19 protein-coding genes, 1 tRNA gene and 1 pseudogene are annotated in these 22,741 nt (G+C 63.9%); 11 read left to right on the plus strand and 10 right to left on the minus strand.

The features are described from left to right. Positions 1-9 precede the first annotated feature (9 nt). Positions 10-1,944 (plus strand): lytic transglycosylase domain-containing protein, encoded by a 1,935-nt coding sequence (locus ACQ651_RS15050; protein WP_227285834.1) that lies wholly within the window; start codon positions 10-12, stop codon positions 1,942-1,944. Here the strand turns inward: ACQ651_RS15050 and ACQ651_RS15055 are convergent. Together ACQ651_RS15055 and mnmD are read right to left on the minus strand one after the other, a co-directional pair. Further along, complete coding sequence (locus ACQ651_RS15055) at positions 1,931-2,800, minus strand: DMT family transporter (RefSeq protein ID WP_227285833.1); 870 nt, start codon at positions 2,798-2,800, stop codon at positions 1,931-1,933. The two genes, ACQ651_RS15050 and ACQ651_RS15055, sit on opposite strands and share 14 nt — an antisense overlap. Continuing rightward, positions 2,797-3,465: a tRNA (5-methylaminomethyl-2-thiouridine)(34)-methyltransferase MnmD gene (gene mnmD / locus ACQ651_RS15060; RefSeq protein ID WP_430449720.1), complete on the minus strand. Its 669-nt coding sequence runs from the start codon at positions 3,463-3,465 to the stop codon at positions 2,797-2,799. Before mnmD ends, ACQ651_RS15055 begins: the two co-directional genes overlap by 4 nt. Positions 3,466-3,523: 58 nt before the next feature. Here mnmD and ACQ651_RS15065 point away from each other — a divergent pair, with 58 nt between their 5' ends. Then, positions 3,524-4,579, plus strand: coding sequence for an NAD(P)/FAD-dependent oxidoreductase (locus tag ACQ651_RS15065; RefSeq protein WP_430449721.1), 1,056 nt, complete (start codon positions 3,524-3,526; stop codon positions 4,577-4,579). A 31-nt stretch (positions 4,580-4,610) separates the two neighbouring features. Here the strand turns inward: ACQ651_RS15065 and ACQ651_RS15070 are convergent, their stop codons facing one another. Both ACQ651_RS15070 and ACQ651_RS15075 read right to left on the minus strand, forming a co-directional pair. Beyond that, positions 4,611-5,159 carry an NADPH-dependent FMN reductase gene (locus ACQ651_RS15070; RefSeq protein ID WP_227285830.1) on the minus strand — a complete coding sequence of 183 codons (549 nt, stop codon included), beginning with the start codon at positions 5,157-5,159 and terminating at the stop codon, positions 4,611-4,613. A 67-nt stretch (positions 5,160-5,226) separates the two neighbouring features. After that, a complete protein-coding gene (locus ACQ651_RS15075) occupies positions 5,227-6,618 on the minus strand; it encodes a mechanosensitive ion channel family protein (protein WP_227285829.1) in 1,392 nt (463 codons plus the stop codon). A gap of 248 nt (positions 6,619-6,866) precedes the next feature. Between ACQ651_RS15075 and leuC the strand changes: the two genes are divergently transcribed. Next, entirely contained in the window at positions 6,867-8,273 is a 1,407-nt protein-coding gene (gene leuC / locus ACQ651_RS15080; RefSeq protein WP_227285828.1) for a 3-isopropylmalate dehydratase large subunit, read from the plus strand. A 297-nt stretch (positions 8,274-8,570) separates the two neighbouring features. Here the strand turns inward: leuC and ACQ651_RS15085 are convergent. Continuing rightward, positions 8,571-9,542 (minus strand): annotated as a pseudogene (locus tag ACQ651_RS15085) (MFS transporter); the annotation flags it as partial. A 27-nt stretch (positions 9,543-9,569) separates the two neighbouring features. After that, entirely contained in the window at positions 9,570-10,700 is a 1,131-nt protein-coding gene (locus ACQ651_RS15090) for a HupE/UreJ family protein (RefSeq protein WP_430449722.1), read from the minus strand. Between the two features lie 13 nt (positions 10,701-10,713). Here ACQ651_RS15090 and ACQ651_RS15095 point away from each other — a divergent pair, with 13 nt between their 5' ends. The 4 genes from ACQ651_RS15095 to ACQ651_RS15110 all read left to right on the plus strand — a co-directional run bounded on the left by ACQ651_RS15095 (position 10,714) and on the right by ACQ651_RS15110 (position 14,632). After that, on the plus strand, positions 10,714-11,517 hold the full coding sequence (locus tag ACQ651_RS15095) for a DUF4198 domain-containing protein (RefSeq protein WP_430449723.1): 804 nt from the start codon (positions 10,714-10,716) through the stop codon (positions 11,515-11,517). A gap of 377 nt (positions 11,518-11,894) precedes the next feature. Further along, positions 11,895-12,500 (plus strand): 3-isopropylmalate dehydratase small subunit, encoded by a 606-nt coding sequence (gene leuD / locus ACQ651_RS15100; protein WP_430449724.1) that lies wholly within the window; start codon positions 11,895-11,897, stop codon positions 12,498-12,500. A 252-nt stretch (positions 12,501-12,752) separates the two neighbouring features. Continuing rightward, a complete protein-coding gene (locus tag ACQ651_RS15105; protein WP_430449725.1) occupies positions 12,753-13,595 on the plus strand; it encodes a hypothetical protein in 843 nt (280 codons plus the stop codon). 11 nt (positions 13,596-13,606) lie between these two features. After that, entirely contained in the window at positions 13,607-14,632 is a 1,026-nt protein-coding gene (locus ACQ651_RS15110; protein WP_430449726.1) for an endonuclease/exonuclease/phosphatase family protein, read from the plus strand. Here ACQ651_RS15110 and ACQ651_RS15115 read toward each other — a convergent pair. After that, a complete protein-coding gene (locus tag ACQ651_RS15115; protein WP_430449727.1) occupies positions 14,576-15,484 on the minus strand; it encodes an epimerase in 909 nt (302 codons plus the stop codon). The genes ACQ651_RS15110 and ACQ651_RS15115 overlap by 57 nt on opposite strands. A gap of 99 nt (positions 15,485-15,583) precedes the next feature. Here ACQ651_RS15115 and ACQ651_RS15120 point away from each other — a divergent pair, with 99 nt between their 5' ends. From ACQ651_RS15120 to ACQ651_RS15135, 4 genes are all read left to right on the plus strand, one after another. Beyond that, the gene (locus tag ACQ651_RS15120; RefSeq protein ID WP_430449728.1) at positions 15,584-16,480 is read left to right on the plus strand and encodes a LysR family transcriptional regulator; all 897 of its coding nucleotides are present in this window, start codon (positions 15,584-15,586) and stop codon (positions 16,478-16,480) included. A 56-nt stretch (positions 16,481-16,536) separates the two neighbouring features. Continuing rightward, the gene (gene leuB / locus ACQ651_RS15125) at positions 16,537-17,640 is read left to right on the plus strand and encodes a 3-isopropylmalate dehydrogenase (RefSeq protein WP_430449729.1); all 1,104 of its coding nucleotides are present in this window, start codon (positions 16,537-16,539) and stop codon (positions 17,638-17,640) included. Between the two features lie 75 nt (positions 17,641-17,715). Then, a complete protein-coding gene (locus tag ACQ651_RS15130; protein WP_227285818.1) occupies positions 17,716-18,717 on the plus strand; it encodes a DMT family transporter in 1,002 nt (333 codons plus the stop codon). A gap of 107 nt (positions 18,718-18,824) precedes the next feature. Next, a tRNA-Pro gene (locus tag ACQ651_RS15135) sits at positions 18,825-18,901 on the plus strand. 142 nt (positions 18,902-19,043) lie between these two features. On the opposite strand, the gene ACQ651_RS15140 is transcribed toward ACQ651_RS15135, so the two are convergent. From ACQ651_RS15140 to rpsO, 3 genes are all read right to left on the minus strand, one after another. Further along, positions 19,044-19,655 (minus strand): L,D-transpeptidase, encoded by a 612-nt coding sequence (locus tag ACQ651_RS15140; RefSeq protein WP_227285803.1) that lies wholly within the window; start codon positions 19,653-19,655, stop codon positions 19,044-19,046. Between the two features lie 161 nt (positions 19,656-19,816). Beyond that, complete coding sequence (gene pnp / locus ACQ651_RS15145) at positions 19,817-21,952, minus strand: polyribonucleotide nucleotidyltransferase (protein WP_430449730.1); 2,136 nt, start codon at positions 21,950-21,952, stop codon at positions 19,817-19,819. Positions 21,953-22,251: 299 nt separating this feature from the next. Further along, entirely contained in the window at positions 22,252-22,521 is a 270-nt protein-coding gene (gene rpsO / locus ACQ651_RS15150) for a 30S ribosomal protein S15 (protein WP_227285801.1), read from the minus strand. Positions 22,522-22,741 lie beyond the last annotated feature (220 nt).

Consider the following 22,741-nt stretch of genomic DNA (forward strand, 5'->3'; position numbering starts at 1 on the left):
GAGACACTCATGCGTGCCATATTCCTTTCCGCTCTGCTGGCCCTGAGCCCGCTATCCGCGAACGCCAATTCCGACGCGATCGGCATTGCGCTTGCGGCCATCGGTGCGCAGGATTTCGAGCTTGCAGCCCAGGCCAGAAGCCAGATCGAGGACGATGTGGGCCGCGATGTCGTCACCTGGGCGCAGCTTCGCGCGCGCCAGGGCAGCTTTGCGGAGTATGTGGATTTTCTGGAGCGCAATCCCGACTGGCCGGGCCTGCCCCTGCTGCGCGCGCGGGGGGAACGCAACATTCCTGAGGGCGCGGACCCCGCCACCGTGATCGCGTATTTCGCGCCGCAACCGCCTGAAACCGGCACCGGCAGCCTGCGGCTGGCCGAGGCGCTGAGAGCCCGCGGCGATATCGAGGCCGCCCATGCCGAGATCGTCCGCGCCTGGACCACGATGACGCTGACCAGCAGCCAGTTCGAAACGATGCTCGCCGAATACGGCCCGGTTCTGGCAGATCATCACGTCGCGCGGCTCGACAATCTTCTGTGGCTGGGGGAGCAGGACCGTGCGCGGCAGATGGAGAATTTCGTGCCCGAGGAGTGGCGGGCGCTGTCCGAGGCACGTGTCGCGCTGAGAGAGCGCCGCCCCGGCGTCGATACGCTGATCGAGGCGGTGCCCGACGCTCTGCAATCCGATCCGGGCCTGGCCTATGAGCGATTCCTCTGGCGCGTGCGCTCGGGCTTCTGGGACACCGCGGCGGATCTGATGCTTGCCACCAGCACATCGGCCGAGGCGCTTGGCAGGCCCGCGGCCTGGGGCAGCCGACGCGCGTCGCTCGCGCGCGATGTGCTGCGCGAGGGCGAGTTCGCGCGCGCCTATGCTCTGGCCTCCGGCCACTTCATCGACCCCGATGAAGACTATCTGGATTATGCGGATCTGGAATGGATCGCGGGATATGCGGCGCTGCGGATGGGCAATGCCGATCAGGCCATCACCCATTTCACCAGTTTCCGAAGCGTGGTGTTCAGCCCGATCAGCGTCGGACGGGCAGGGTACTGGCTGGGCCGCGCCCATGAAGCCGCGGGCAATGCCGATCAGGCCGCCGAAGCCTATGCCCTGGGCGCGCAGTTTCAGTCCAGTTTCTACGGACAGCTTGCCGCCGAACGCGGCGGGCTGCCGACGGACCCGCATTTCCTTGGAGACGAGGTGTTTGGCGACTGGCGGACCGCCTCTTTCATGGGGTCGTCCGTCCTGCGGGCGGCGCTGGTGCTCTACGAGGCCGGCCAGACCGAACTGGCCGAACGTTTCATGACCCATCTGACCGAGAGCCTGAGCCGGCAGGAAGCCGGGCAACTGGCCGATCTCGCCTTCGACCTCGGCAATCCGCATATCGCCTTGATGATCGCCAAACGCGCCGCGCAACAGGGATACGAGATCATGCGCGCCTATTATCCCGTGACGGATCTGGCGGAGGCGGAGCTTGCCGCTCCCGCCACCCTCAATCTGTCAATCGCGCGGCGCGAATCGGAATTCGACCCGAACGTGATCAGCTCCGCCGGAGCGGTCGGGCTGATGCAGGTGATGCCCGGCACCGGCCGGGGTCAGGCCGGTCGTCTGGGGATCGAGTTCAGCGAGGCCAGGCTTCTGAGCGACCCGGCCTACAACGCCGTTCTCGGATCCGGATATCTGGCATATCTGACCGAGGAGTTCGGGTCGAATCCGGTTCTGCTGGCGGCGGCCTACAACGCGGGACCAAGCCGGGCGCGCGCCTGGATCGAGCGGTTCGGCGACCCCCGCAGCGAGCGTGTCGACGTGATCGACTGGATCGAGGCAATCCCGTTCACCGAAACACGCAACTACATCATGCGCGTGACCGAGAGCCTTGCGATCTACGACGCGCAGCTGACCGGGGAGCTGGCACCGCCCGCCCTGAGCGAACGGCTCAAGATGCGGTAGCCCGCGCGCGCCAGAGCGTGAAAAGACCCGCGGCAACCACCAGCCCCGCCCCGATCACCACATTGCTGCGCAGCGTCTCGTCGAAAACGATCAGCCCGAGCGCGGAGGCAAAGACCAGTTGCAGATAGGCGAAGGGCTGCACCGCGCTTGCCTCGGACACGTCGTAGACCTTGATCAGCAGCCAGTGACCAAATGCGCCGGTGACGCACAGAGCGGCCATCCAGCCCCAGTCCGGCGCGCTCATGGGTTCCCAATACCAGCTGCCGATCGCCGTCATCACGACCGCGCCCATCGTGCCGGTCCAGAAAAAGCTGGTGGCGGTGCTGTCCTTGCGCGCCGCGTAGCGTGTCAGCAGCCCGTAAAGTGCGAACATCAGCGCGGCCGCCAGCGGCACCAGCGCCTCCACTTCGAACACGCGCACGCCCGGTTGCAGGATGATCAGCACGCCCACGAACCCCACGGCAATCGCGGCCCATCTGCGCCAGCCGACCTTTTCGCCCAGAATGGGGCCGGAAAGCGCCGCGATCAGCAGCGGATAGCAGGCGAAAACCGCATGGCTTTCCACAAGGCCAAGGAGCACGAAAGCGCCCACCATCACGCAGATCTCAAGAGAGAGCAGGATACCGCGGAACGCCTGCAGAACCGGCTGCTTCGTTGCTGCGGCCCGCCGGAGGCCGCCCGCCTGCCGCCCGGCGATGGTGATGACGAAGGCCGCGAAGAACCAATAGCGGATCATCACCACCATCAGCACGTTGTATTCCGCCGCCAGATGCCGGCTGATCCCGTCCTGCATGGCGAAAACGAAGGTGGTGGCCACCATCAGCCAGATACCAAGGCGCGTGTTCTGCTCGGTCATCGCAGCCGCCCGACGGTCATGTGCCGCTTGCGCCCGAACCCCGGAACGCGGGCAACCTCGAACCCCGCATCGCTCAGCGCGCGGCGCACATGGCCCGCCGCCGTGTAGGTCGCGAAACTCCCGTCTTTTGCGGTATGGCGCGCAACCTCCGCCATCAGACCCGGTTCCCACAATTCGGGGTTCTTCGCGGGCGAAAACCCATCCAGAAACCAGGAATCCGCGCGCCCCGGCCAGAGAGGCAGCGTCCGGCGCGCATCGCCATGGATCACGCACAGTTCGAAATCCGCGCCCCTGACCTGTTCAAGGCGCGCGCTCACCGGTCCGGCAAGGACATCCGCCGGCAGGTCGGGAAACCGCGACAGCGCCTTTTTCATCTGCTCTACCGGCATCGGGAAGGCTTCGAAACTGGTGAAATGCAGGATGCCGCCCACAGCGGCGCGCCGAAACGCATCAAGTGCCGTCAGGAAGTTCAGCCCGGTTCCGAAGCCCAGTTCCGCAACCCGGAAACCGGGGGCAAACCGGGCCGGCAGATCATTGCCCGCCAGAAACACATGGCGGGTTTCGGCCAGCCCGTCTTCCAGCGAGTAATACGGGTCGTCAAACAGCGTGGAGACGGGCACATCGCCGTCCCGCCAGTCAACCGCTTCCGTCTGGCCCTCTGTCATAGCCTGCCCTAGAACGATGAAATCGCCCGGACTCTGGGCAAGCCTCAGGGGATTGGCAATGGCAGATGTGACAGTCCACGGGGCGGGTATCTTTGGGCTCACCGTGGCATGGGCCTGCGCGCGGCGCGGTGCCTCCGTCCGGGTGATCGACCCGATGGGCCCGGGTGCGGGGGGCAGCGGCGGGCTGGTGGGCGCGCTTGCCCCGCATGTGCCGGAAAACTGGAACGCCAAGAAACAGCTTCAGTTCGACAGTCTGGTTATGGCCGAAGCGATGTGGGCCGAGGTGGCGCGGCTTGCCGGAACCGACCCCGGCTATGCGCGATCGGGCCGGTTGCAGCCGATACCGGACGAGGCGGCACTTGCCCTTGCGGAGGCCCGCACCGAGACGGCGAGGGAGCTTTGGCAGGGGCGGTTCACTTGGGACATCGTTCCGCAAGACGGGTATGCCCCCTATGCCGCGGCACCCACCGGCCTTCTCATCCGCGACACGCTCAGCGCCCGGCTCCATCCGCGCAGGGCCATCGCGGCGCTGGCACGGGCGCTGGCCAATCTGGGTGTCGAGATCTGCAAGGACGGGGCCGCGACGGGCCGTCAGGTCTGGGCCACCGGCACCGCGGGGCTGGAAGAGATATCGGGCGTCCTCGGCGCGGATGTGGGCAATGGCGTCAAGGGTCAGGCCGCCCTGCTGGATTTCGACGGGCGCACCCTTCCGCAGCTGTTTGCGGACGGTCTTCACATCATCCCGCACGGCGACGGAACGACCGCGATCGGCTCCACGTCCGAGCGGGACTATACCGATCCGGATGGCACGGATGCGCGGCTTGATGCGCTGATCGAAAAGGCGCGCGCCTTGTGCCCGGTTCTGGGCGGGGCGGATGTTCTTGACCGCTGGGCCGGGCTTCGCCCCCGGGCCCGGTCCCGCGCCCCGATGCTCGGGCATCACCCGACCAGACCGGGGGCGTTCATCGCCAATGGCGGCTTCAAGATCGGTTTCGGCATGGCACCGGTGATCGGCGAGATCATGGCCGATCTGGTGCTGGACGGGCGAGACCGGATCCCGGACAGTTTCCGCGCGGCGGGCAGCCTCCCGAAGGAGCGGCCGCCGCAGGAGTGATCTCGCCGATTGCCGCGCGGCAGGGTACGGATCAGGTCTGCGGCAGCCCCGCGGCCACGCGCAGCTCCGCCATCAACTCGTTCAGCGCCTTCAGGTTGAGCTCGTTGACCAGCCTGTCGCCGTCGAACTGTTCGCCGGCCTGCCCGACCATCAGTTCGGGCCCCTGAAGCAGCTTCGGCCGAAACGCCACAAGGCATAGTCGCAGCGCAAACTGCACCCGCTCTCCACCCGCGCGGCCCGCCGCCGCCGACATGATGGCCACCGGCTTGTCACGCCATGGGGCCCCCTTGGTCCGGCTCACCCAATCGAGCGCGTTTTTCAACACACCGGACACGCCTTTGTTGTATTCCGGCGCGGAGATGACGACGGCATCTGCGGCCGCGATCTGATCGGCAAGTTTCTGAACCTCGGCGGGTATCCCCTCCGCCTCCTCCAGATCGCCATCGTAGAGCGGCAGACGCAGATCGCCTACCACGAACTCCGCCGGATCGAAGACCCGCGCCGCCTCATGCATCAGTTTGCGATTGAATGACGCCGCCCGCAGCGACCCCGAAATTCCCAGTAACTTGCCCGATGCCATCCCGGCCCCTTTTGTTCCTAACACTCGATCCGGCCAGACATATGGCGGTTTGCGCCCATGGCAATGCTCAGTCGGCCTGCCGGGTTTCCAGACTCGATCCTTCGAGCACCTTGACCTCGCGTTGCGGGAACGGGATCGAGATGCCGTGTTCGCGGAATGCATCCCACAGGGCCAGATAGACATTGCCGCGGATATTGGTCAGCCCGCCGGTCGGGTCGCGGATCCAGAACCGCAGGATGTAGTCCACGCTGCTGTCTCCGAAGCCAACGATATGGCAAACCGGCGGGCGGAAGCTCAACACCCTGTCCACGCCCCTGGCGGCCTCGATCGCGATCTCGCGGACGCTGTGCGGGTCATCGTGATAGGCGGTGCCGAAATAGATATCGAGGCGGACGAACTCGTTGGAATGCGACCAGTTGACCACCTGATTGGTGATCAGGTCCTCGTTCGGGATCAGGTATTCGCGGCCGTCGCGCGTCACCACGCTGGCATAGCGGGCACCAAGCGTGTTGATCCAGCCGAAGGTGTCGCCAAGGCTGATCACATCGCCGGGCTTGATCGATTTGTCGAGCAGGATGATGACCCCGGAAACGAGGTTGGAGACCACCTTCTGCAGACCGAAACCAAGACCCACGCCGATGGCGCCCGACAGGACCGCAAGCCCGGTCAGATCGACGCCGATCGCGCGCAGCCCGATGAAGAACGCCGCCCCGTAGAGCAACACCTGAACGGCCTTGACGACCAGAACGCGCATCGACGGAGAGATATCCTCGTTCGCCTGCACGCGGGCCGCCGTGGTGCCGGAGATGAACCGCGCGCCGGTCACTAGTGCCGCGAGGATCACGATCCCCTGCACGACCAGCAGGAGCGACAGGCGGACATCGCCCAACTGGAAGCCGACGCTGTCGAGGATCTGCGCCGCTTCGTCCCGGGCATTCAGGATCGCCAGCGTCACGTAAATCCATGCGCCGTACCGGACCAGCGTGCGCATCACCGGCGAGCGGATCAGGCGGGTGACGAAAACCACGAACAGCCATGCGGTCGCGAGTTCGGCGATGATCCCGAGCAGGTAACTTCGGCTTGGCCAGGTGAACTCCCGCATGATCCAGACCGCCAGCCAGATCAGGATGACGAAGAAGATCGGCATCAGGCGGCGGTGGACCACCACCAGAACCCGCATCCGCCATTTCGGCCACCCCTCGCGGGAGGCCATCCAGGCGCGGATGCGTGGACCCAGAAGCCGACGCAGCAAGATCGCGACCAGAACCAGCCCGACCGCGATGCAGAGCTGATAGAAGTTCCATGGCCGCAGCAGGCTGTCGAAGAGGGTCGTGCCCTGTTCGAACAGTTCCTGCCCCAGTTCCAGGGCCTGATTGAGCGCCTCTTCTCCGCCCAGTTCCGGCGGTTCGGGCGGGGCCTCCACCGCGGCTCTGGGATCGTTCTGGTCTGCGGGCTCCATTCCGGTCCTTTCCTTCGGGCTCAGGCCACTCTATCGCCTGTAATGGCTCCGGCAAGGCGCAAGACTTGCGGGTGCCCGCGCCCAAGTGTATCTGGCCTGTCATGACACGGGTTTTCGACATGGATGACCACGCACGCCTGCCCTGGCGGTTCTTTGGGCAGCGCGGTGCGATACGGGCACGTCTGATCGTCATGTGATCCCGTTTCCCGCCTTTCCGATTTTTCCCTCAGACCCGAGGATCGCACGACATGACCGCCCCCAAGACGCTTTACGACAAAATCTGGGATGCCCACCTGGCCCATGAGGCCGAGGACGGGACCTGCCTTCTCTATATCGACCGCCATCTGGTGCATGAGGTCACCAGCCCGCAGGCCTTCGAAGGGTTGCGCATGGCCGGCCGCAAGGTTCACGCCCCCGACAAGACCATCGCGGTACCGGATCACAATGTGCCGACCACGGCAGACCGGCTGAGCGGCGGCATGAACGAAGAAAGCCGGATCCAGGTGGAGGCGCTCGACAAGAACGCGCGTGATTTCGGCATCCACTATTACCCGGTGAGCGATATCCGTCAGGGCATCGTCCATATCGTCGGCCCCGAACAGGGCTGGACCCTGCCGGGCATGACCGTGGTCTGCGGCGACAGCCACACGGCGACCCACGGCGCCTTCGGTGCGCTGGCCCACGGGATCGGCACCTCCGAGGTGGAGCACGTGCTTGCCACGCAGACGCTGATCCAGCGCAAGGGCAAGAACATGAAGGTGGAGATCACCGGCAAACTGCGCCCCGGTGTCACGGCCAAGGACATCACGCTCAGCGTCATCGGCGAAACCGGTACCGCCGGCGGCACCGGCTATGTCATAGAGTATTGCGGCGAGGCGATCCGGGCGCTGTCCATGGAAGGGCGGATGACCGTCTGCAACATGGCGATCGAAGGCGGCGCGCGGGCCGGCCTGATCGCGCCGGACGAGACCACGTTCGACTATGTCATGGGCCGCCCCCACGCCCCGAAAGGCGCCCAATGGGAAGCCGCTCTTGCCTGGTGGAAGACGCTTTACTCCGACGACGATGCGCATTGGGACAAGGTGGTGACGATCCGCGGCGAGGACATCGCCCCGGTCGTCACCTGGGGCACCTCGCCCGAGGATGTCCTGCCGATCACCGGCGCTGTGCCCTCGCCCGAAGACTTCAAGGGCGGCAAGGTCGAAGCGGCGAAGCGCTCGCTCGACTACATGGGCCTGACCCCCGGCACGCCGCTTTCCGAAATCGAGATCGATACGGTCTTCATCGGCTCCTGCACCAATGGGCGGATCGAGGACCTTCGCGCGGCCGCTGCGATCCTGAAAGGCAAGAAGATCAAGGCCGGCCTGCGCGCCATGGTCGTCCCCGGCTCCGGCCTCGTCCGCGCCCAGGCCGAGGAGGAGGGGCTGGCCGACATTTTCAAGGAGGCGGGCTTCGAGTGGCGCCTTGCGGGCTGCTCCATGTGCCTTGCGATGAACCCCGATCAGCTATCTCCGGGCGAACGCTGCGCGGCGACATCGAACCGCAACTTCGAAGGCCGTCAGGGCCGCGGCGGGCGCACCCACCTGATGAGCCCCGCCATGGCCGCCGCGGCGGCGGTGACCGGGCGGCTGACGGATGTGCGCGAGATGATGTAGCGCCCGGCGGTGTCTCCCCCCGGCTGCGGATCGCGCTAAGGGATCGGCACCGAGGGAGACCGCCGCTCCGCCGTCAATCGACGCAGGACGAGGCCCATGGCTGCAGCCAGCAGCAGGCACCACAGCCCCATGGCAATACCCTGATCGGGGAACGGAATGCCCCAGTCGATCAGCGCGCCGGTGATCCCCGGCCCGATCGCGGTGGAAAAGACCATCAGCGCAATCACCATCGAGCGCACCGCCCCCAGATGATTGGTGCCGTAAACCATCGGCAGGAACGCCCCCCCAAAGCGTTCCGACCATGCCTTGGGTAAGCGCCAGAACCGCAAGCGTCAGCATCCAGTGGGCGGGTGTTTCGGCTGGGCCGATCAGAAACATGGACAGGCCCATGGGCACCAGCACGACCGGCAGGAATTTGTCCGCGCCGAACCGGTCCGCTGCCCATCCGGCGATCAGCGACGTGACCACGGTGACGGTGGCGAATACCGGATAGGCCGGGGCCATCTGCGCCAGCGACCAGCCCTTGATTTCCGCGATATGGACCTGATGAAAGAACACCACGGTGCCGATGAAGCCCGGTGTCAGCATGAGCGGGATCAGCGCGGGGAAAAGCCAGTGCCGCAATACCTCGCCTCGGCGCCAGTGACGCCCGCCGAGTCCGGTGCTGCCCACGGCTTCGGTCTGGCCGCTTGGAACGCGGTCCTGCGCAAGCAGCAGCATCAGCACCGGCAGGATCAGCAGACCGATTACCGCCGCCGTGACGCCCCATGTGGCGCGCCACCCGATGCCGCTGATCAGCATCACGACCAGAAAGGGCAGCACCATCTCGCCCATCGGGTAGCCCAGCCCCTTGATCGCAACCGCCTTGCCGCGCGTGGCGACGAACCAGCGGCCCATCGCGGTGGCCGCCACATGGCTGAACATGCCCTGCCCGCAAAACCGCAACAGAAAGACCGCGATGCCCAAAGCCCAGATCGAGCTGCCGAACGCCATCGCCAGCGCCGCGACCGCAAACATGCCCGCAACCAGCGGCACCAGACGCGAGAAGGGGACCGTATCGGCCAGAGACCCGCGGCTGAGCAGCAACACGGCCGAACTGAGCGTGGCAAGCGTGTAGAGCGCCCCCCATTGCCCGTCGGTCAACCCGTATTCCGCACGGATCTCGCCCGCGAACAGCGAAATGAACCAGGTTTGACCGAAGGAGGAGCCGAAGGTCAGCAGCAGCCCGGTTGCCAGCCAACGGCGATTGTCGATGAGAAAGCGGCGCATGAGATCGCCCTTACGCCTGTCTGCGCATCAGAGCAATGTGCGTTCCACAACCCAATAGGCCCCGACCGCGGCAATCGCGAGCGATGCCGGTACGGCGATGAAGGGCCGGTAGAACTCCTTCTTTCCGAACCAGAGCCCGACGGTCAGAAACGCACCGGCGATCACCGCCAGCTGCCCCAGCTCGACCCCGATATTGAACCCGGCAAGCGCCCAGCCAAACCGCTCCGTCGCGATGCCGAAATCCCCCAATACGCTGGCAAATCCAAGCCCGTGCAGAAGACCGAAGGCAAAGACAAGCGCGGTTCTGGCCCGCATGTTGCCGCGCCCAAGCGTATTTTCGATGCCGACATAGACGATCGAGGCCGCGATCAGCGGCTCCACGACGCTGGCGGGAACACTGACCACACCTGTGGAGGCGAGGGCCAGCGTGATCGTATGGGCCAGCGTGAAGGCGGTGACCTGAAACAGCAGCGGGCGTATGTGCATCGAAAAGAAGAACAGCCCCAGCACGAACAGGATATGATCAAGTCCCTTCGGGATGATGTGGTCGAACCCGGCCACGATGTAGCGCAGAAAGACGGCACCGGCGTCTTCGGTCAGAACGTCCCCGCGGGGCAGCGCAGGCGTCAGCTCGCCCCCGTCAAGAAAGCCCTCATATGCATCCTCTCCGCCACCCACCTGGCGAGGTATGAAGGTGCCAAGGGCGGGCGAAAGACCAACCCGCACGCCGGCGTCCCCCGGGGGCAGATCGGCCGCGATGGTCAGGAAACTGTCGCGCAGCAGGTCGGTATCGCCCGTTTCTGGAATGTCGACGCTGACGATTTCAGGGGTCAGCCGTGTCCCATCCACCTCGATGATGAAGCCGTCGGCGATCCGGGGCCACGCCACGCGGAACGCGGCCTCCAGATCCGCAGGCGCCATTGCGCGCAGCCGATCGTAGAGGGCGGCTTCGGGCGCATCGTTGGTGTCACTCACCGCGCCGAGATCGATATCGGCCACCAGCGCCTCCAATGCCAGGCGCAGACTGAGGGTCGCTTCTGTCCGGGTGACGGCGATATCGCCGATCGTCGGGCGGATCTCATGCGCCGCCGCCGGCCATGTCGTGATCACAAGCGCCATTGACACAAGAACAACGCGCAACATGCTGAATGGAGACATGGAAGGATATCCGATGGCGAACTGGTTGGCTTTGGCGACACTCGCCCTGTTTCTCGTGGCAGGCAAGGCCGGGGCACATGAATTCTGGATCGACGCCGAGGACTACGCGGTCGCGCCCGGCGAAACGCTCACGGCACATCTCAGGGTCGGGCAGGCGTTTTCAGGCGGACCCATATCCTATCTGCCGCGCAATTTCGTGCGCTTCGACGTGTTCGCGGGCGGCGACATCCGGCCGGTGGAGGGGCGCTTTGGAGATATCCCTGCGCTGTCGATGGGCGACCTGCCCGGCGGGCTGGCCGTTATCGTCCATCAGACCACCGAAAACCGGCTGACATGGTCCGAATGGGAGCGGTTCCTTGCTTTTGCGGAGCACAAGGATCTGGGCGATGTCACCGCCATGCATGAAACCCGCGACCTCAGCCGGGAGAATGTCCGCGAGATCTATATCCGCTACGCAAAATCCATGGTTGCCGTGGGCGACGGTGTCGGCGCGGACAGCCGTGTGGGGCTGAGGGCCGAGCTTGTGGCGCTGGCCAACCCCTACACCGATGACGTCGGCGGCGGCATGCCCATTCAGCTATGGTATGACGGCGCGCCTCAGGCCGACTACCAGGTGGAACTCTTCGCCCGGGATGCGGCCGACGAGGTGACGATCACCTATCACCGGACCGATGCCAACGGGGTGGTGGTGCTTCCCGTCCGGTCCGGCATGATCTACATGGCGGACGCCGTCTTCCTCGAACCCCTGGAGCCCGAGGCGGAGGGCGATGCGATCTGGGCCACCCATTGGGCGAACATGACCTTTGCCGTGCCGTAGCCGCCGCACCTTGGTAGTGCGGGGGGTATCGCCACTTGTCGCAAAGCGTCCCAAACCATCTTGTCTGCATGCCTCTTGCCGTGGCCCAACACCCCCTTCCATCGATTGCGGTGTCCCGGACCACTGACCCGCATAAACAGCCCGTCGCGACAAGCCTTCCCTGCAAACGCCAAAAGGTAAGGTAGTGGCTGACCGATCTGTTCTACAACGCAGAGGGCGGGGTCGAGCCCTATATCACCGAGGAAACCCGGGTCGTGCATCTGTTCAGCGATCAAATCCGCAAATGTAACAAGAACCGCACCCCGCCGGAGGGTTGTTTCCTGGACCAATATATTAAACAAAGCGGCTTCATACCCTAAGCCCGTTCGGAGCGCCCCATGGACAAGTTCACCAAGCTGATCGGCATCGCCGCCCCCATGCCCCTGATCAATATCGACACCGACATGATCATCCCCAAGCAGTTCCTGAAAACGATCAAACGCTCGGGCCTTGGCGTGAACCTCTTCGATGAGATGCGCTATGACGACGATGGCAACGAGATCCCCGATTTCGTGCTCAACAAGCCCGCCTATCGTGACGCGGAGATCCTCGTGGCAGGCGATAACTTCGGCTGCGGCTCCTCACGCGAACACGCGCCCTGGGCGCTGCTGGATTTTGGCATCCGCTGCGTGATCGCACCCAGCTTCGCCGATATCTTCTTCAACAACTGCTTCAAGAACGGGATCCTGCCCATCGCGCTGCCGCAAGAGCAGGTGGAAGTTCTGATGAAAGACGCGGAAAAAGGCTCCAATGCCAGGATGATCGTCGATCTCGAAGCGCAAACCGTCACCTCATCGGATGGAGAGGTGTTCGCGTTCGAGGTGGACGCGCACAAGAGGCATTGCCTTCTGAACGGTCTCGACGATATCGGCCTGACAATGGAAAAATCCGACGCGATCGCCAGCTTCGAACAGCGGGCACGCGCCGAACGCCCCTGGGTCTGAGAGCCCGGCACACCACATCTAGCGGGCGATCCGAGATCGGTGTCTAACCCCGATTGCAGGTGATGCAATCGGGAGACACCCCTGAGCTCAAAAACGCCGTTTCGATTCCATGCATGGAATCAGAAGCTTGCTTCACGATCTGAATGTGCGCAAGATTGCGGCTATTGAGGCACCCCAAAGACAGATTGGGGCGAATACATGAAAAAAAGGACCTGCACGAACAGGTTCAGTCCAGGTCGAAGGTAAAGGGCAGTGATCTCACAGCTTGCAGGCGCTGTGGTTCGGGCGATCGTCGTATTGGTCGTCATTTCCACACCATCCCTGCTGATACCGGGCACCAGCCTGGAGACGACCCAGATCGTCACGCTGATCGGTCTCTTTGCCGGGATCTTCACCTTTTCCGAATACGCCTCGACCTACCCGGGCCTGATCGAGTTTCGCGACGCGCCGCCCTATAACCGGGTTCGCGTGATTTCGCTTTTCGTCACCCTGTTTCTGCTGAGCGTGGTGGTCAGTTCCGCCGACAGTGCGTCGACCATGTCGCTGGTGGTGAATGCCACGGGCCTTGTCATCGGCAAGGCCATGGATTTTCCGTTCAGCCCGCTCAGCCTGTTTGTTGCGCAGCTTCCCCCCGATACCGACATTCAGTTGGTCCTGCAGCTTCAGATCATGGCCGGCCTGTCGGCGCTGATCGGGCTTCTGACCCTCTCGATTTTCGCGATCCTGGTGCGCCTTCAACAATGGCCGAACCGGCAATCGGCCTTCAATGTCTGGGTCAATCTGCCCACATTCGATCCGACGACCGGCGGCGATGTGGTCACCCGCCTGATGCGCGACTCCCGGATTAACATTTTGTTAGGTTTCCTGCTGCCTTACTTCATGCCGGTTATCCTGCGGATCGGTTCCACGCATCTCGAAATGTCGCTGGTGACATCGCAGCAAACCATGGTCTGGATGGTCGCGCTATGGATGTTCTTTCCGATAACGGTGTTCATGCGCGGGATGGCCATGGCCCGCGTGGCCGACATGATCACTGCAAGACGCAAACGCCTTATCGCCGGTTTCGAGCCGGAAGACAGGTTCACGCCTGCCTGATCGCGCTTGCGGTGCTGGGCACACCGTCCGGTCTGGCCGCCGAAACCCTTCGCCTCGCCACCTTCCATACAAGCCTCTCCCGGGACGGCCCGGGCCTCCTGCTGGCCGACCTGCTGGATGAGGACCCCGACACTCAGATCCGCGCGACGCTCGACGTGCTCATTGCCGCCGATGCGGATGTTCTGCTGCTTCAGGATGTGGATTACGATGCCGCCGGTCATGCCCTGACCGCCTTCGCAAACCTGCTTGAAGACCGTGGGCTGTCCTACCCCTATCGCGTGATGTTGCGCCCCAATACCGGGCAGCCCACCGGGCTGGACATGGATGGCAACGCGCGCCTCGGGGAGGCCCGCGATGCGCAAGGCTATGGCCGGTTCAACGGGCAGGGCGGCATGGCGCTCCTGTCGCGCCAGCCGGTCGATGCCGGCGCTGTGCGCGATTTCTCCGGGCTCCTCTGGGCCGATCTGCCGGGCAACGCCGCGGCCGATGTTCTGACGGCAGAGGCCTTGGCGATACAGCGGCTGGCGTCGGTCGCAATGTGGGACGTCCCTGTTGCCCTGGACAGCGGCGCGCGGTTCCACATCCTCGCGCTCCACGCAACGCCGCCCGTTTTCGACGGGCCCGAGGATCGCAACGGCTTGCGCAACGCGGATGAATTGCGGTTCTGGCAGTTGTATCTCGAAGGCTGGTCCCCGGACGGACAGCCTTTCGAAGCCGGGGCCTTTGCCCTGATGGGCACGCTCAACGTGGATCCGGAGCGGGGCGAGGGACGGCAGGGGCCTTTGCGCGCGCTGCTGGAGCATGTGGCCCTGCAAAACCCGGCCCCAGTCAACATGGCGGGCCGTAGCGAGACCGCCGATTGGGACGATCCCGTGCCCGGCGATCTGAGGGTCGACTACATTTTGCCGGCCGCCAATCTCCGCGTCATCGCCAGCGGCGTGATCTGGCCCGGCGAGGAGCCGGAGGATGGGCTGACGGCGTCAACGGTTGCCGCCGCTTCCGACCACCGGCTGGTCTGGGTCGATCTGGACCTGTAGCGCGCGGCGCAGCGCCTGTTCCGTTGGCGTCTTCGGAAGATCCGGCAAGATCGTGGCCAGCGCGCTACCATCCACCCGGTGCGGCTGATCCCAGAGATACCGCATCTCCAGCAGATGCTTCGCCTCCGCCCAGAAGGGGCGCGCAAGCTGTATCGGCAGCCACGACATCGAAGAGATTTCCATGCGCCGACCCAGAGCCGCGCCGCACGCCTCCGCAAGCTCCTGTCCGGTCAGGGTGAAGCCTGAAAACGCCAGATCCGTGAACTGACCAAGCTCCCGGCGCATCTCCGCCAAACGGGGCAAGGCCGCCGTCATGTCCGGCAGATAGGCCCAGGCATGGGGCCGGTCCAGGGTCCCGGGATAGACGAGTTTTCCTTTAGCCCAGTTCTTTGCGATGATCCGGTCGAACCAGCCCACGGACGGTTGATCATCCAGAAAATCGCCGCCCCTGAGCAGGATCACCTGTATATCCGCCTCGCGGAAGCGCCGCTCCATGTCAATTCTCAGGCGGCCGAGGGGGTTCGTGGCGCGCTGGGGCACATCGGGGCCGACAATTGCGGGCATCGCCTCGCGAAACCCATACACGTACACATTCGCGGGTTGCATCACCGTGGCGCCGCCCCCCCGGGCGGCGGCGATCACCTGCGCAGTAAGCTCCGGCAATTGCGCCGCCCATTTGCTGTAGGGCGGGTTCCAGCCATTCACGATCACATCGGCGCCTTGCGCCATGCCCGGCAAATCGCCATGCCTCCGATCATACTGCTTCACCTGCCATCCGGCCCTGGCAAAGGCCTTGCCTGCGTGGCGGCCAAATCGGCCGGTGCCGCCAAGGATAAGGACTGTTCCGGTCATCTGCGTGCTCCATCAAGGACTGTGTCTCTCAACCACAATCTTTCATTCACAAGCTTTATATCCATTCCCCAAGACTTAATATCTGCTATTCACTTGTGAATGGCCATACCTCTGCAAGATCTCGACTGGTCCCTGATCCGCGCGTTTCTGGCGGTGGCGCAAACGGGATCGCATTCTGCCGCGGCGCGCTCTCTTGGGGTTTCCCAGCCGACCCTTGGGCGTCAGATCCGCACGCTGGAAAGGGCCGTCGGCGGCACCCTTTTCGATCGCCACGCCAAGGGCTTTGCGCTGACCGCGTTCGGCCAAGCCCTGATACCCGCCGCACAGGAAATGGCCGCCGCTGTCGGTCGCTTCGGCCTCGTCGCAAGCGGCCATGACGGCGCGCTTGCCGGATCCGTCCGGATCACCGCGTCGGCCTTTGTGTCATGCTATCTGCTCCCGCCAATCCTGACCGCCCTGCATGGCGCGCATCCGGAGATCACCATTGAACTGGCCCCTTCGGACCGGACCGAAAACCTGCTGTTTCACGAAGCCGATATCGCCATCCGCATGTACCACCCCGAACAGCTCGACATGATCACCCGGCATCTGGGCGACCTTCCTCTGGGTCTCTACGCCCATGAAAGCTATGTCGCCCGCCATGGGAAGCCGGACGTCTTCGATGATATCCTGGCCCACACGGTTCTGGGTTACGACCGGGACGACCGGATCCTGCGCGGGTTCCGCAACGCGGGGCTTGACGTCGACCGCTCTTTCTTCGCACTGCTTTGCGACGATCAGATCACCTATTGGCAACTTGTGCTGGCGGGGTTCGGCATCGGTATCGGCCAGCATGCCGTCGCGGAGCGAAGCCCCGGCATCGTGCCGATCCTGCCCGAGGCACGGCTGCCCGCCCTTCCCGTCTGGCTGACCTGCCACGAAGCCCTGCGCCACACCCCCCGTGTCGCGCGGGTTTGGGATGGTCTGTCGAAGGGTCTGGCGCGCGTCGTTTCTTGACCCTTCCGGACGCAGCCGTTACCGCCAAGACAACAGATTTCCGAAGGATACGCTCCATGACAAACCCCTCTCTCCTGATTCTGCCCGGCGACGGCATCGGTCCCGAAGTTATGGCGGAGGTGCGCAAGATCATCGACTGGTTCGGAACCCGGGGGCTTGCCTTCAACGTCTCCGAAGATCTGGTCGGGGGGGCAGCGTATGACACACATGGCACACCTTTGCACGATGACACCATGGCCAAGGCGCAGGAGGTGGACGCGGTGCTGCTTGGTGCGGTCGGCGGCCCCAAATACGACGCACTCGATTTCAGCGTGAAACCGGAACGCGGCCTCCTGCGGCTGCGCAAGGAGATGGATCTCTTCGCCAATCTTCGCCCCGCGCAATGCTTCGACGCGCTTGCGGATTTCTCCTCCCTCAAGAAGGAGGTCGTGTCCGGCCTCGACATCATGATCGTACGGGAGCTGACATCGGGCGTCTATTTCGGTGAACCGCGCGGCATCCACGTGGAAGGCAACGAGCGGGTCGGTATCAACACGCAACGCTACACGGAATCCGAGATCGACCGCGTGGCGCGCGCAGCGTTCGATCTGGCGCGCAAACGCGATGGCAGGCTTTGCTCCATGGAAAAGGCCAATGTGATGGAATCGGGCATCCTCTGGCGCGAGGTGGTGCAGGCGGTCGGCGACAAGGATTACCCGGATGTGGAGCTTAGCCACATGTATGCGGATGCCGGTGCCATGCAGCTTACCCGGTGGCCGAAACAGTTCGACGTCATCGTGACCGACAACCTGTTCGGCGACCTGCTTTCGGATCTCGCCGCGATGCTGACCGGATCGTTGGGCATGCTGCCCTCCGCCTCGCTCGGTGCGCCGATGGAAAACGGTCGGCCCAAGGCACTTTACGAACCGGTCCACGGCTCCGCGCCCGACATCGCGGGTCAGGGCAAGGCCAATCCGATCGCCTGCATCCTCAGCTTCGCCATGGCCCTGCGCTATTCCTTCGATCGGGGCGCAGAGGCGGATCGTCTGGAAAAAGCGGTGGAAGACGTGCTGGCCGATGGCCTGCGGACCGCGGACTTGCTGGGCGAAGAGGGCGCGACACCTGTCAGCACGGCAGAGATGGGCGATGCAATTGTGACCAAACTGGCGACATCTGCCTAAAGCATCACCGGATGCGGTGTTTGCAGTTCGCCCGGCCTTGAGGCGCGGGCCCAATAGAGTATCGGTGGTATCACCATGACTGAAAACCCCGCCAACACGAACCTTCGCGGTGCACTTCTTGCACTTCTGGCCTTTGCGGTCTTCGCCAGCCATGACGTGGTCATCAAGTATCTGGGCGGATCCTACTCACCCTTCCAGATCGTGTTTTTCAGCGTCCTTTTCGGATTTCCGATCGTCACCTTCCTGCTGATGCGCGATGCGTCCGAGGGCAATCTGCGTCCGCGCCATCCTTGGTGGACGGCCGCGCGCACCTTCGCGGCGGTGCTGACCGGGGTTGGCGCCTTCTACGCCTTTTCCACGCTGCCGCTGGCGCAGGTCTACGCGATACTCTTCGCCGGACCGCTCCTGATCACGCTGATGGCGATCCCGATGCTGGGCGAGAAGGTGGGCTGGCGCCGGGGTCTTGCGGTCCTGGTCGGCCTCGGTGGCGTGCTGGTCGTGCTGCAACCGGGTTCGACCGAGTTGCAGGCCGGCCATGTGGCAGCGCTTGGCGCGGCCTGCACCGGCGCCTTCGCCTCGGTCGTGGTGCGCAAGATCGGGCAGGACGAGCGCAGCGTGGTCCTGATCCTCTATCCCATGATGGCGAATTTCGTGTTGATGGGGGCCGCGTTGCCTTTTGTCTACGAACCGATGCCGCTCGTGGATATCGGCGCCTCCGCCGTGATTGCCGCACTGGCTTTGGTCGGAACGAGCTGCCTGATCTATGCCTATCGACACGCGCAAGCAGTGATCGTGGCGCCAATGCAGTACTCGCAGATCATCTGGGCCAGTCTTTATGGCGTACTGCTGTTTGACGAGAGCCTCGACCGCGCGACGCTGATCGGCACCGGGATCATCGTCGCCTCGGGCATCTACATCGTGCTCCGCGAGGGGCGGGGCGGCCACTCGCTCAACACGCCTGTTCTGCGGACCAGATCGCGAACAGGAACGCCCGTCGCCCCCCGGATCGGTCAGTTCCTGTCACCGGAGCAGCGCAGGCCGGGAGGCGGATCCGCCGCTGACCGGAAAGCGGATTAGCCCGCGGGCGGTGCCACCCGTGCAGTTCCCGCAACCGACCCTTGCAGAGCGCTCTGCATCAGCCCTCTTGCATTGCTCCGCCAGCCCCGCTATCCCGCGCGCACGGTCGGAGTGTAGCTCAGCCTGGTAGAGCACTGTCTTCGGGAGGCAGGGGTCGGAGGTTCGAATCCTCTCACTCCGACCAGTTTATCAATGAGATGGGCGAGATCTGAAAACGTGGTTCCACCCACGGGACCAGATGGCCTCATGGCGCGGTTCAGCTCTTATCCGGACAGGTTCGGCAACGGCGCGAATCCCGCGCTCCAGCCGTCCGACCGCTGCGTCAGTCAGACAGGGGCGTGCAGCGTGACGCGGGTGCCCATCGGAACGCGCGGGTAAAGGTCAATCACATGTTCATTGACCATGCGCACACACCCCGATGAGGCCGATGTTCCGATGGACCAAGGCTGCGGCGTGCCGTGAATCCGCAGATAGGTGTCGCGGTTGCCTTCATAGAGGTAGAGCGCACGCGCGCCGAGCGGGTTGTCCGGGCCGCCTTGGACGCCATCGGCGTATTGCGCATAAACCTCGGGTTCGCGCGCGATCATCGCGTCGGTCGGGCGCCAGTTGGGCCATTCCACCTTGCGGCGAATGGTGTAGGTTCCCGGGCTTTGCAGGCCCGAGCGACCGACGGCCACGCCATAGCGCAACGCCGTCTGTCCGTCTTCGCGGATCAGGTAAAGATATCTCGCAACGGGATCAACGTGCAGATCACCGGGGTTCAGCCCCGCGCGGGCCTGCACCACGGTCGGCATGAAGCGTTCATGCAATCCCCAGGGGTTAGGGCCTTGAGCAGGCCGGCGGACCACCGTGTCGTCGAAACCGACGGCGTCCTGCCCGAAAACGGGCGTCGCAGCCATCGCGGCGGCGGTCATGATGAAATGGCGGCGGGTAAGCATGGGTCGACCTCAATAAGCGACTGGGTAGCGTCAATCAGGGCATATTCACGATAATCGTGCGTCTGGGCAAGGCTCCGGCACGTCACTTTTAAGTCAGTGCGGCAAATGGAAAACCCCGGCACGCGGCCGGGGTTCCCAGTTCTTTGCAATGAATCTGCACGCTATTCTGCGGCATCTTCCTTGGCTTGTTCCTCGCCGGTTTCCTGATTGACCATCTTCATGGCCAGACGGACCTTGCCGCGATCGTCGAAGCCCAGAAGCTTGACCCAGACCTCCTGGCCCTCTTTCAGGACGTCGGAGGGATGGTTCAACCGGCGGTTTTCGATCTGGCTGACATGAACCAGCCCGTCGCGCTTGCCGAAGAAGTTCACGAAAGCGCCGAAATCGACGATCTTGACGACCTTGCCCTTGTAGACCTTGCCTTCCTCAGGCTCGGCCACGATCGAATGGATCATGTCGTAGGCCTTCTGGATCGAGTCGGCATTGGCGGATGCGATCTTGATCACGCCGTCATCGTTGATGTCGACCTTGGCGCCCGAGGTTTCCACGATCTCGCGGATCACCTTGCCACCCGATCCGATCACTTCGCGGATCTTGTCCGTGGGGACGGTCATCGTTTCGATGCGGGGCGCATGGGCGGAGAACTCCTGCCGGCCCTCGGTCAGCGCCTTGGCCATCTCGCCCAGAATGTGCAGCCGACCCTCCTTGGCCTGGGCCAGCGCCTTCTCCATGATCTCGGGCGTGATGCCCGCAACCTTGATGTCCATCTGCAGGCTTGTGATGCCGTTCTCGGTACCGGCCACCTTGAAGTCCATGTCCCCCAGATGGTCCTCATCGCCGAGGATATCCGTCAGAACCGCGTAGGAGCCGTCATCTTCGAGGATCAGGCCCATGGCGACGCCCGCAACCGGCGCTTTCAGCGGCACACCCGCATCCATCATCGACAGCGATCCGCCACAGACGGACGCCATGGAGGAGGAGCCGTTCGATTCCGTGATCTCCGAGACCACGCGGATGGTGTAGGGGAAGTCGGTGGGGGCGGGCAGAACCGCCTGCAGGGCGCGCCATGCAAGCTTCCCGTGACCGATCTCACGACGGCCCGGAGGGCCCACGCGACCGGCTTCACCGACCGAATAGGGCGGGAAGTTGTAATGCAGCAGGAAGTTCGACCGGTAGGTGCCGTTCAGCGCGTCGATCATCTGCTCGTCGTCGCCGGTGCCAAGGGTGGTCACGACGAGGCCCTGGGTTTCCCCGCGGGTGAAGAGCGCCGAGCCATGGGTCCGCGGCAAAAGGCCAACCTCGGAGACGATCGGCCGCACGGTATCGAGCGCGCGCCCGTCGATGCGCTTGCCGGTCTTGACCACGTCACCGCGAAGAATGGCCGCTTCGAGCTTTTTCAGCGCCGAGCCAAGGTTCGGGTCTTCAAGCTGCTCTTCGGTCAAGGCGTCTTTGATCGCGGCCTTGGCGTCGGAAACTGCGGTGGTGCGCTCCTGCTTGTCCGTGATGGCATAGGCGGCGCGGATCTTGTCCTCGCCGGCTGCTTTCACGGCGGCGTAGAGCTCGGAGTAATCCGGCGGCTGGAAGTCGAAGGGCTCCTTGGCCGCGTCTTCCGCCAGTGAGATGATCAGGTCGATCACGGGCTGGATCTGCTCATGGGCGAAATTCACCGCGCCGAGCATTTCAGCCTCGCTCAGCTCGTAAGCTTCGGATTCCACCATCATCACCGCGTCCTTGGTGCCGGCAACGACAAGGTCCAGACGCTGATCGGGGTTCATGCGCAGCTGGTGCATGTCATCGACCGTCGGGTTCAGGATGTATTCACCATCCTCGAAGCCCACACGGCAGGCCGCGATCGGGCCCATGAAGGGCGCCCCGGAAATGGTCAGCGCCGCGGAGGTGGCGATCATCGCGACCATGTCGGGGTCGTTGACCAGATCGTGGCTGAGCACGGTGCACATCACCAGCACTTCATGCTTGAAGCCCGGAACGAAAAGCGGGCGGATCGGGCGGTCGATCAGGCGGGCGGTCAGCGTCTCTTTTTCGGTCGGACGCGCCTCGCGCTTGAAAAAGCCGCCGGGCACCTTGCCCGCGGCATAGTATTTTTCCTGATAGTGTACGGTGAGCGGGAAGAAATCCTGCCCCGGTTTGGGTTCCTTGGCGAAGGTCACGTTGGCCATGACCGAGGTTTCACCAAGCGTGGCGATGACGGAGCCATCTGCCTGACGGGCGACCTTGCCCGTTTCCAAGGTGAGGGTCTCTTCCCCCCACTCCATCGATTTCGTCGTTACATTAAACATCTACGGTTCCTGTTTTGGCCCAGTGGCCATTGCATAGGGGGCGAATTCCCCCTGACCCCGGTATCTTCTTTGTCGGGCGCTGGGGTCCGGGCGCCGGATTTCAGATTCTGCGGCCATACAGGAGAACGCCCGCTTTGGGAAGGTGCGTCGCCCGAACACCGGGGCAAGGACCGGCCCGAAGGAGCTTCGGCGGGGATTCAACCCGCGGATCGCCTGAGTTTCCAGGCCCCAACGGAGAAAAGAAAAACCCCGCGACCGTTCTGGTGCGGGGCATTCCGGTACTTGTCGAGAGGGCCGGTCTAGCGGCGCAGGCCCAGGCGTTCGATCAGCGACTGATAGCGCGCCTCATCCTTGGACTTGAGATAGTCGAGCAGCTTGCGGCGCTGGGCGACCATCATCAACAGACCACGGCGGGAATGGTTGTCCTTCTTGTGGGTCTTGAAGTGCTCCGTCAGCGTCGCGATCCGGGAGCTGAGGATAGCAACCTGTACTTCGGGCGATCCTGTGTCGCCGTCCTTGGTGGCATATTCGCCCATCACGCGGGCTTTTTCTTCGGCTGTAATCGACATCGGGGTCTCCTTGAAGGCTAGGGAAAAAGGAATGGCGCAAGCCGGGATGTCGTCCAGCAGGGCCCGTGGAGATGTAGCCACCCGTCCGGATGGATGCGCGCATATAGGCGGTTTTCCATGGAAAGGAAAGTGCCAAGTCGAACCGCGGCCGAGCATCGCGATATCGGCGGATGGATTAACCAAACTGAAAGAAACTCCGCCGACTATCGGCGAAGTTAAC

The organism is Rhodophyticola sp., from assembly GCF_965284195.1.
Lineage (GTDB): Bacteria > Pseudomonadota > Alphaproteobacteria > Rhodobacterales > Rhodobacteraceae > Rhodophyticola.

Bases quoted from the DNA above. Each gene is read 5' to 3' on its own strand.
- leuB (WP_430449729.1), top strand. From the start codon at position 16,537: ATGACAAACCCCTCTCTCCTGATTCTGCCCGGCGACGGCATCGGTCCC.
- ACQ651_RS15055 (WP_227285833.1), bottom strand. From the start codon at position 2,800: ATGACCGAGCAGAACACGCGCCTTGGTATCTGGCTGATGGTGGCCACC.
- ACQ651_RS15120 (WP_430449728.1), top strand. From the start codon at position 15,584: ATGGCCATACCTCTGCAAGATCTCGACTGGTCCCTGATCCGCGCGTTT.
- leuD (WP_430449724.1), top strand. From the start codon at position 11,895: ATGGACAAGTTCACCAAGCTGATCGGCATCGCCGCCCCCATGCCCCTG.
- ACQ651_RS15115 (WP_430449727.1), bottom strand. From the start codon at position 15,484: ATGACCGGAACAGTCCTTATCCTTGGCGGCACCGGCCGATTTGGCCGC.
- ACQ651_RS15075 (WP_227285829.1), bottom strand. From the start codon at position 6,618: ATGGAGCCCGCAGACCAGAACGATCCCAGAGCCGCGGTGGAGGCCCCG.
- ACQ651_RS15130 (WP_227285818.1), top strand. From the start codon at position 17,716: ATGACTGAAAACCCCGCCAACACGAACCTTCGCGGTGCACTTCTTGCA.
- ACQ651_RS15140 (WP_227285803.1), bottom strand. From the start codon at position 19,655: ATGCTTACCCGCCGCCATTTCATCATGACCGCCGCCGCGATGGCTGCG.
- ACQ651_RS15095 (WP_430449723.1), top strand. From the start codon at position 10,714: ATGGCGAACTGGTTGGCTTTGGCGACACTCGCCCTGTTTCTCGTGGCA.
- leuC (WP_227285828.1), top strand. From the start codon at position 6,867: ATGACCGCCCCCAAGACGCTTTACGACAAAATCTGGGATGCCCACCTG.
- ACQ651_RS15090 (WP_430449722.1), bottom strand. From the start codon at position 10,700: ATGTCTCCATTCAGCATGTTGCGCGTTGTTCTTGTGTCAATGGCGCTT.
- pnp (WP_430449730.1), bottom strand. From the start codon at position 21,952: ATGTTTAATGTAACGACGAAATCGATGGAGTGGGGGGAAGAGACCCTC.
- ACQ651_RS15050 (WP_227285834.1), top strand. From the start codon at position 10: ATGCGTGCCATATTCCTTTCCGCTCTGCTGGCCCTGAGCCCGCTATCC.
- mnmD (WP_430449720.1), bottom strand. From the start codon at position 3,465: ATGACAGAGGGCCAGACGGAAGCGGTTGACTGGCGGGACGGCGATGTG.
- ACQ651_RS15065 (WP_430449721.1), top strand. From the start codon at position 3,524: ATGGCAGATGTGACAGTCCACGGGGCGGGTATCTTTGGGCTCACCGTG.
- ACQ651_RS15070 (WP_227285830.1), bottom strand. From the start codon at position 5,159: ATGGCATCGGGCAAGTTACTGGGAATTTCGGGGTCGCTGCGGGCGGCG.
- rpsO (WP_227285801.1), bottom strand. From the start codon at position 22,521: ATGTCGATTACAGCCGAAGAAAAAGCCCGCGTGATGGGCGAATATGCC.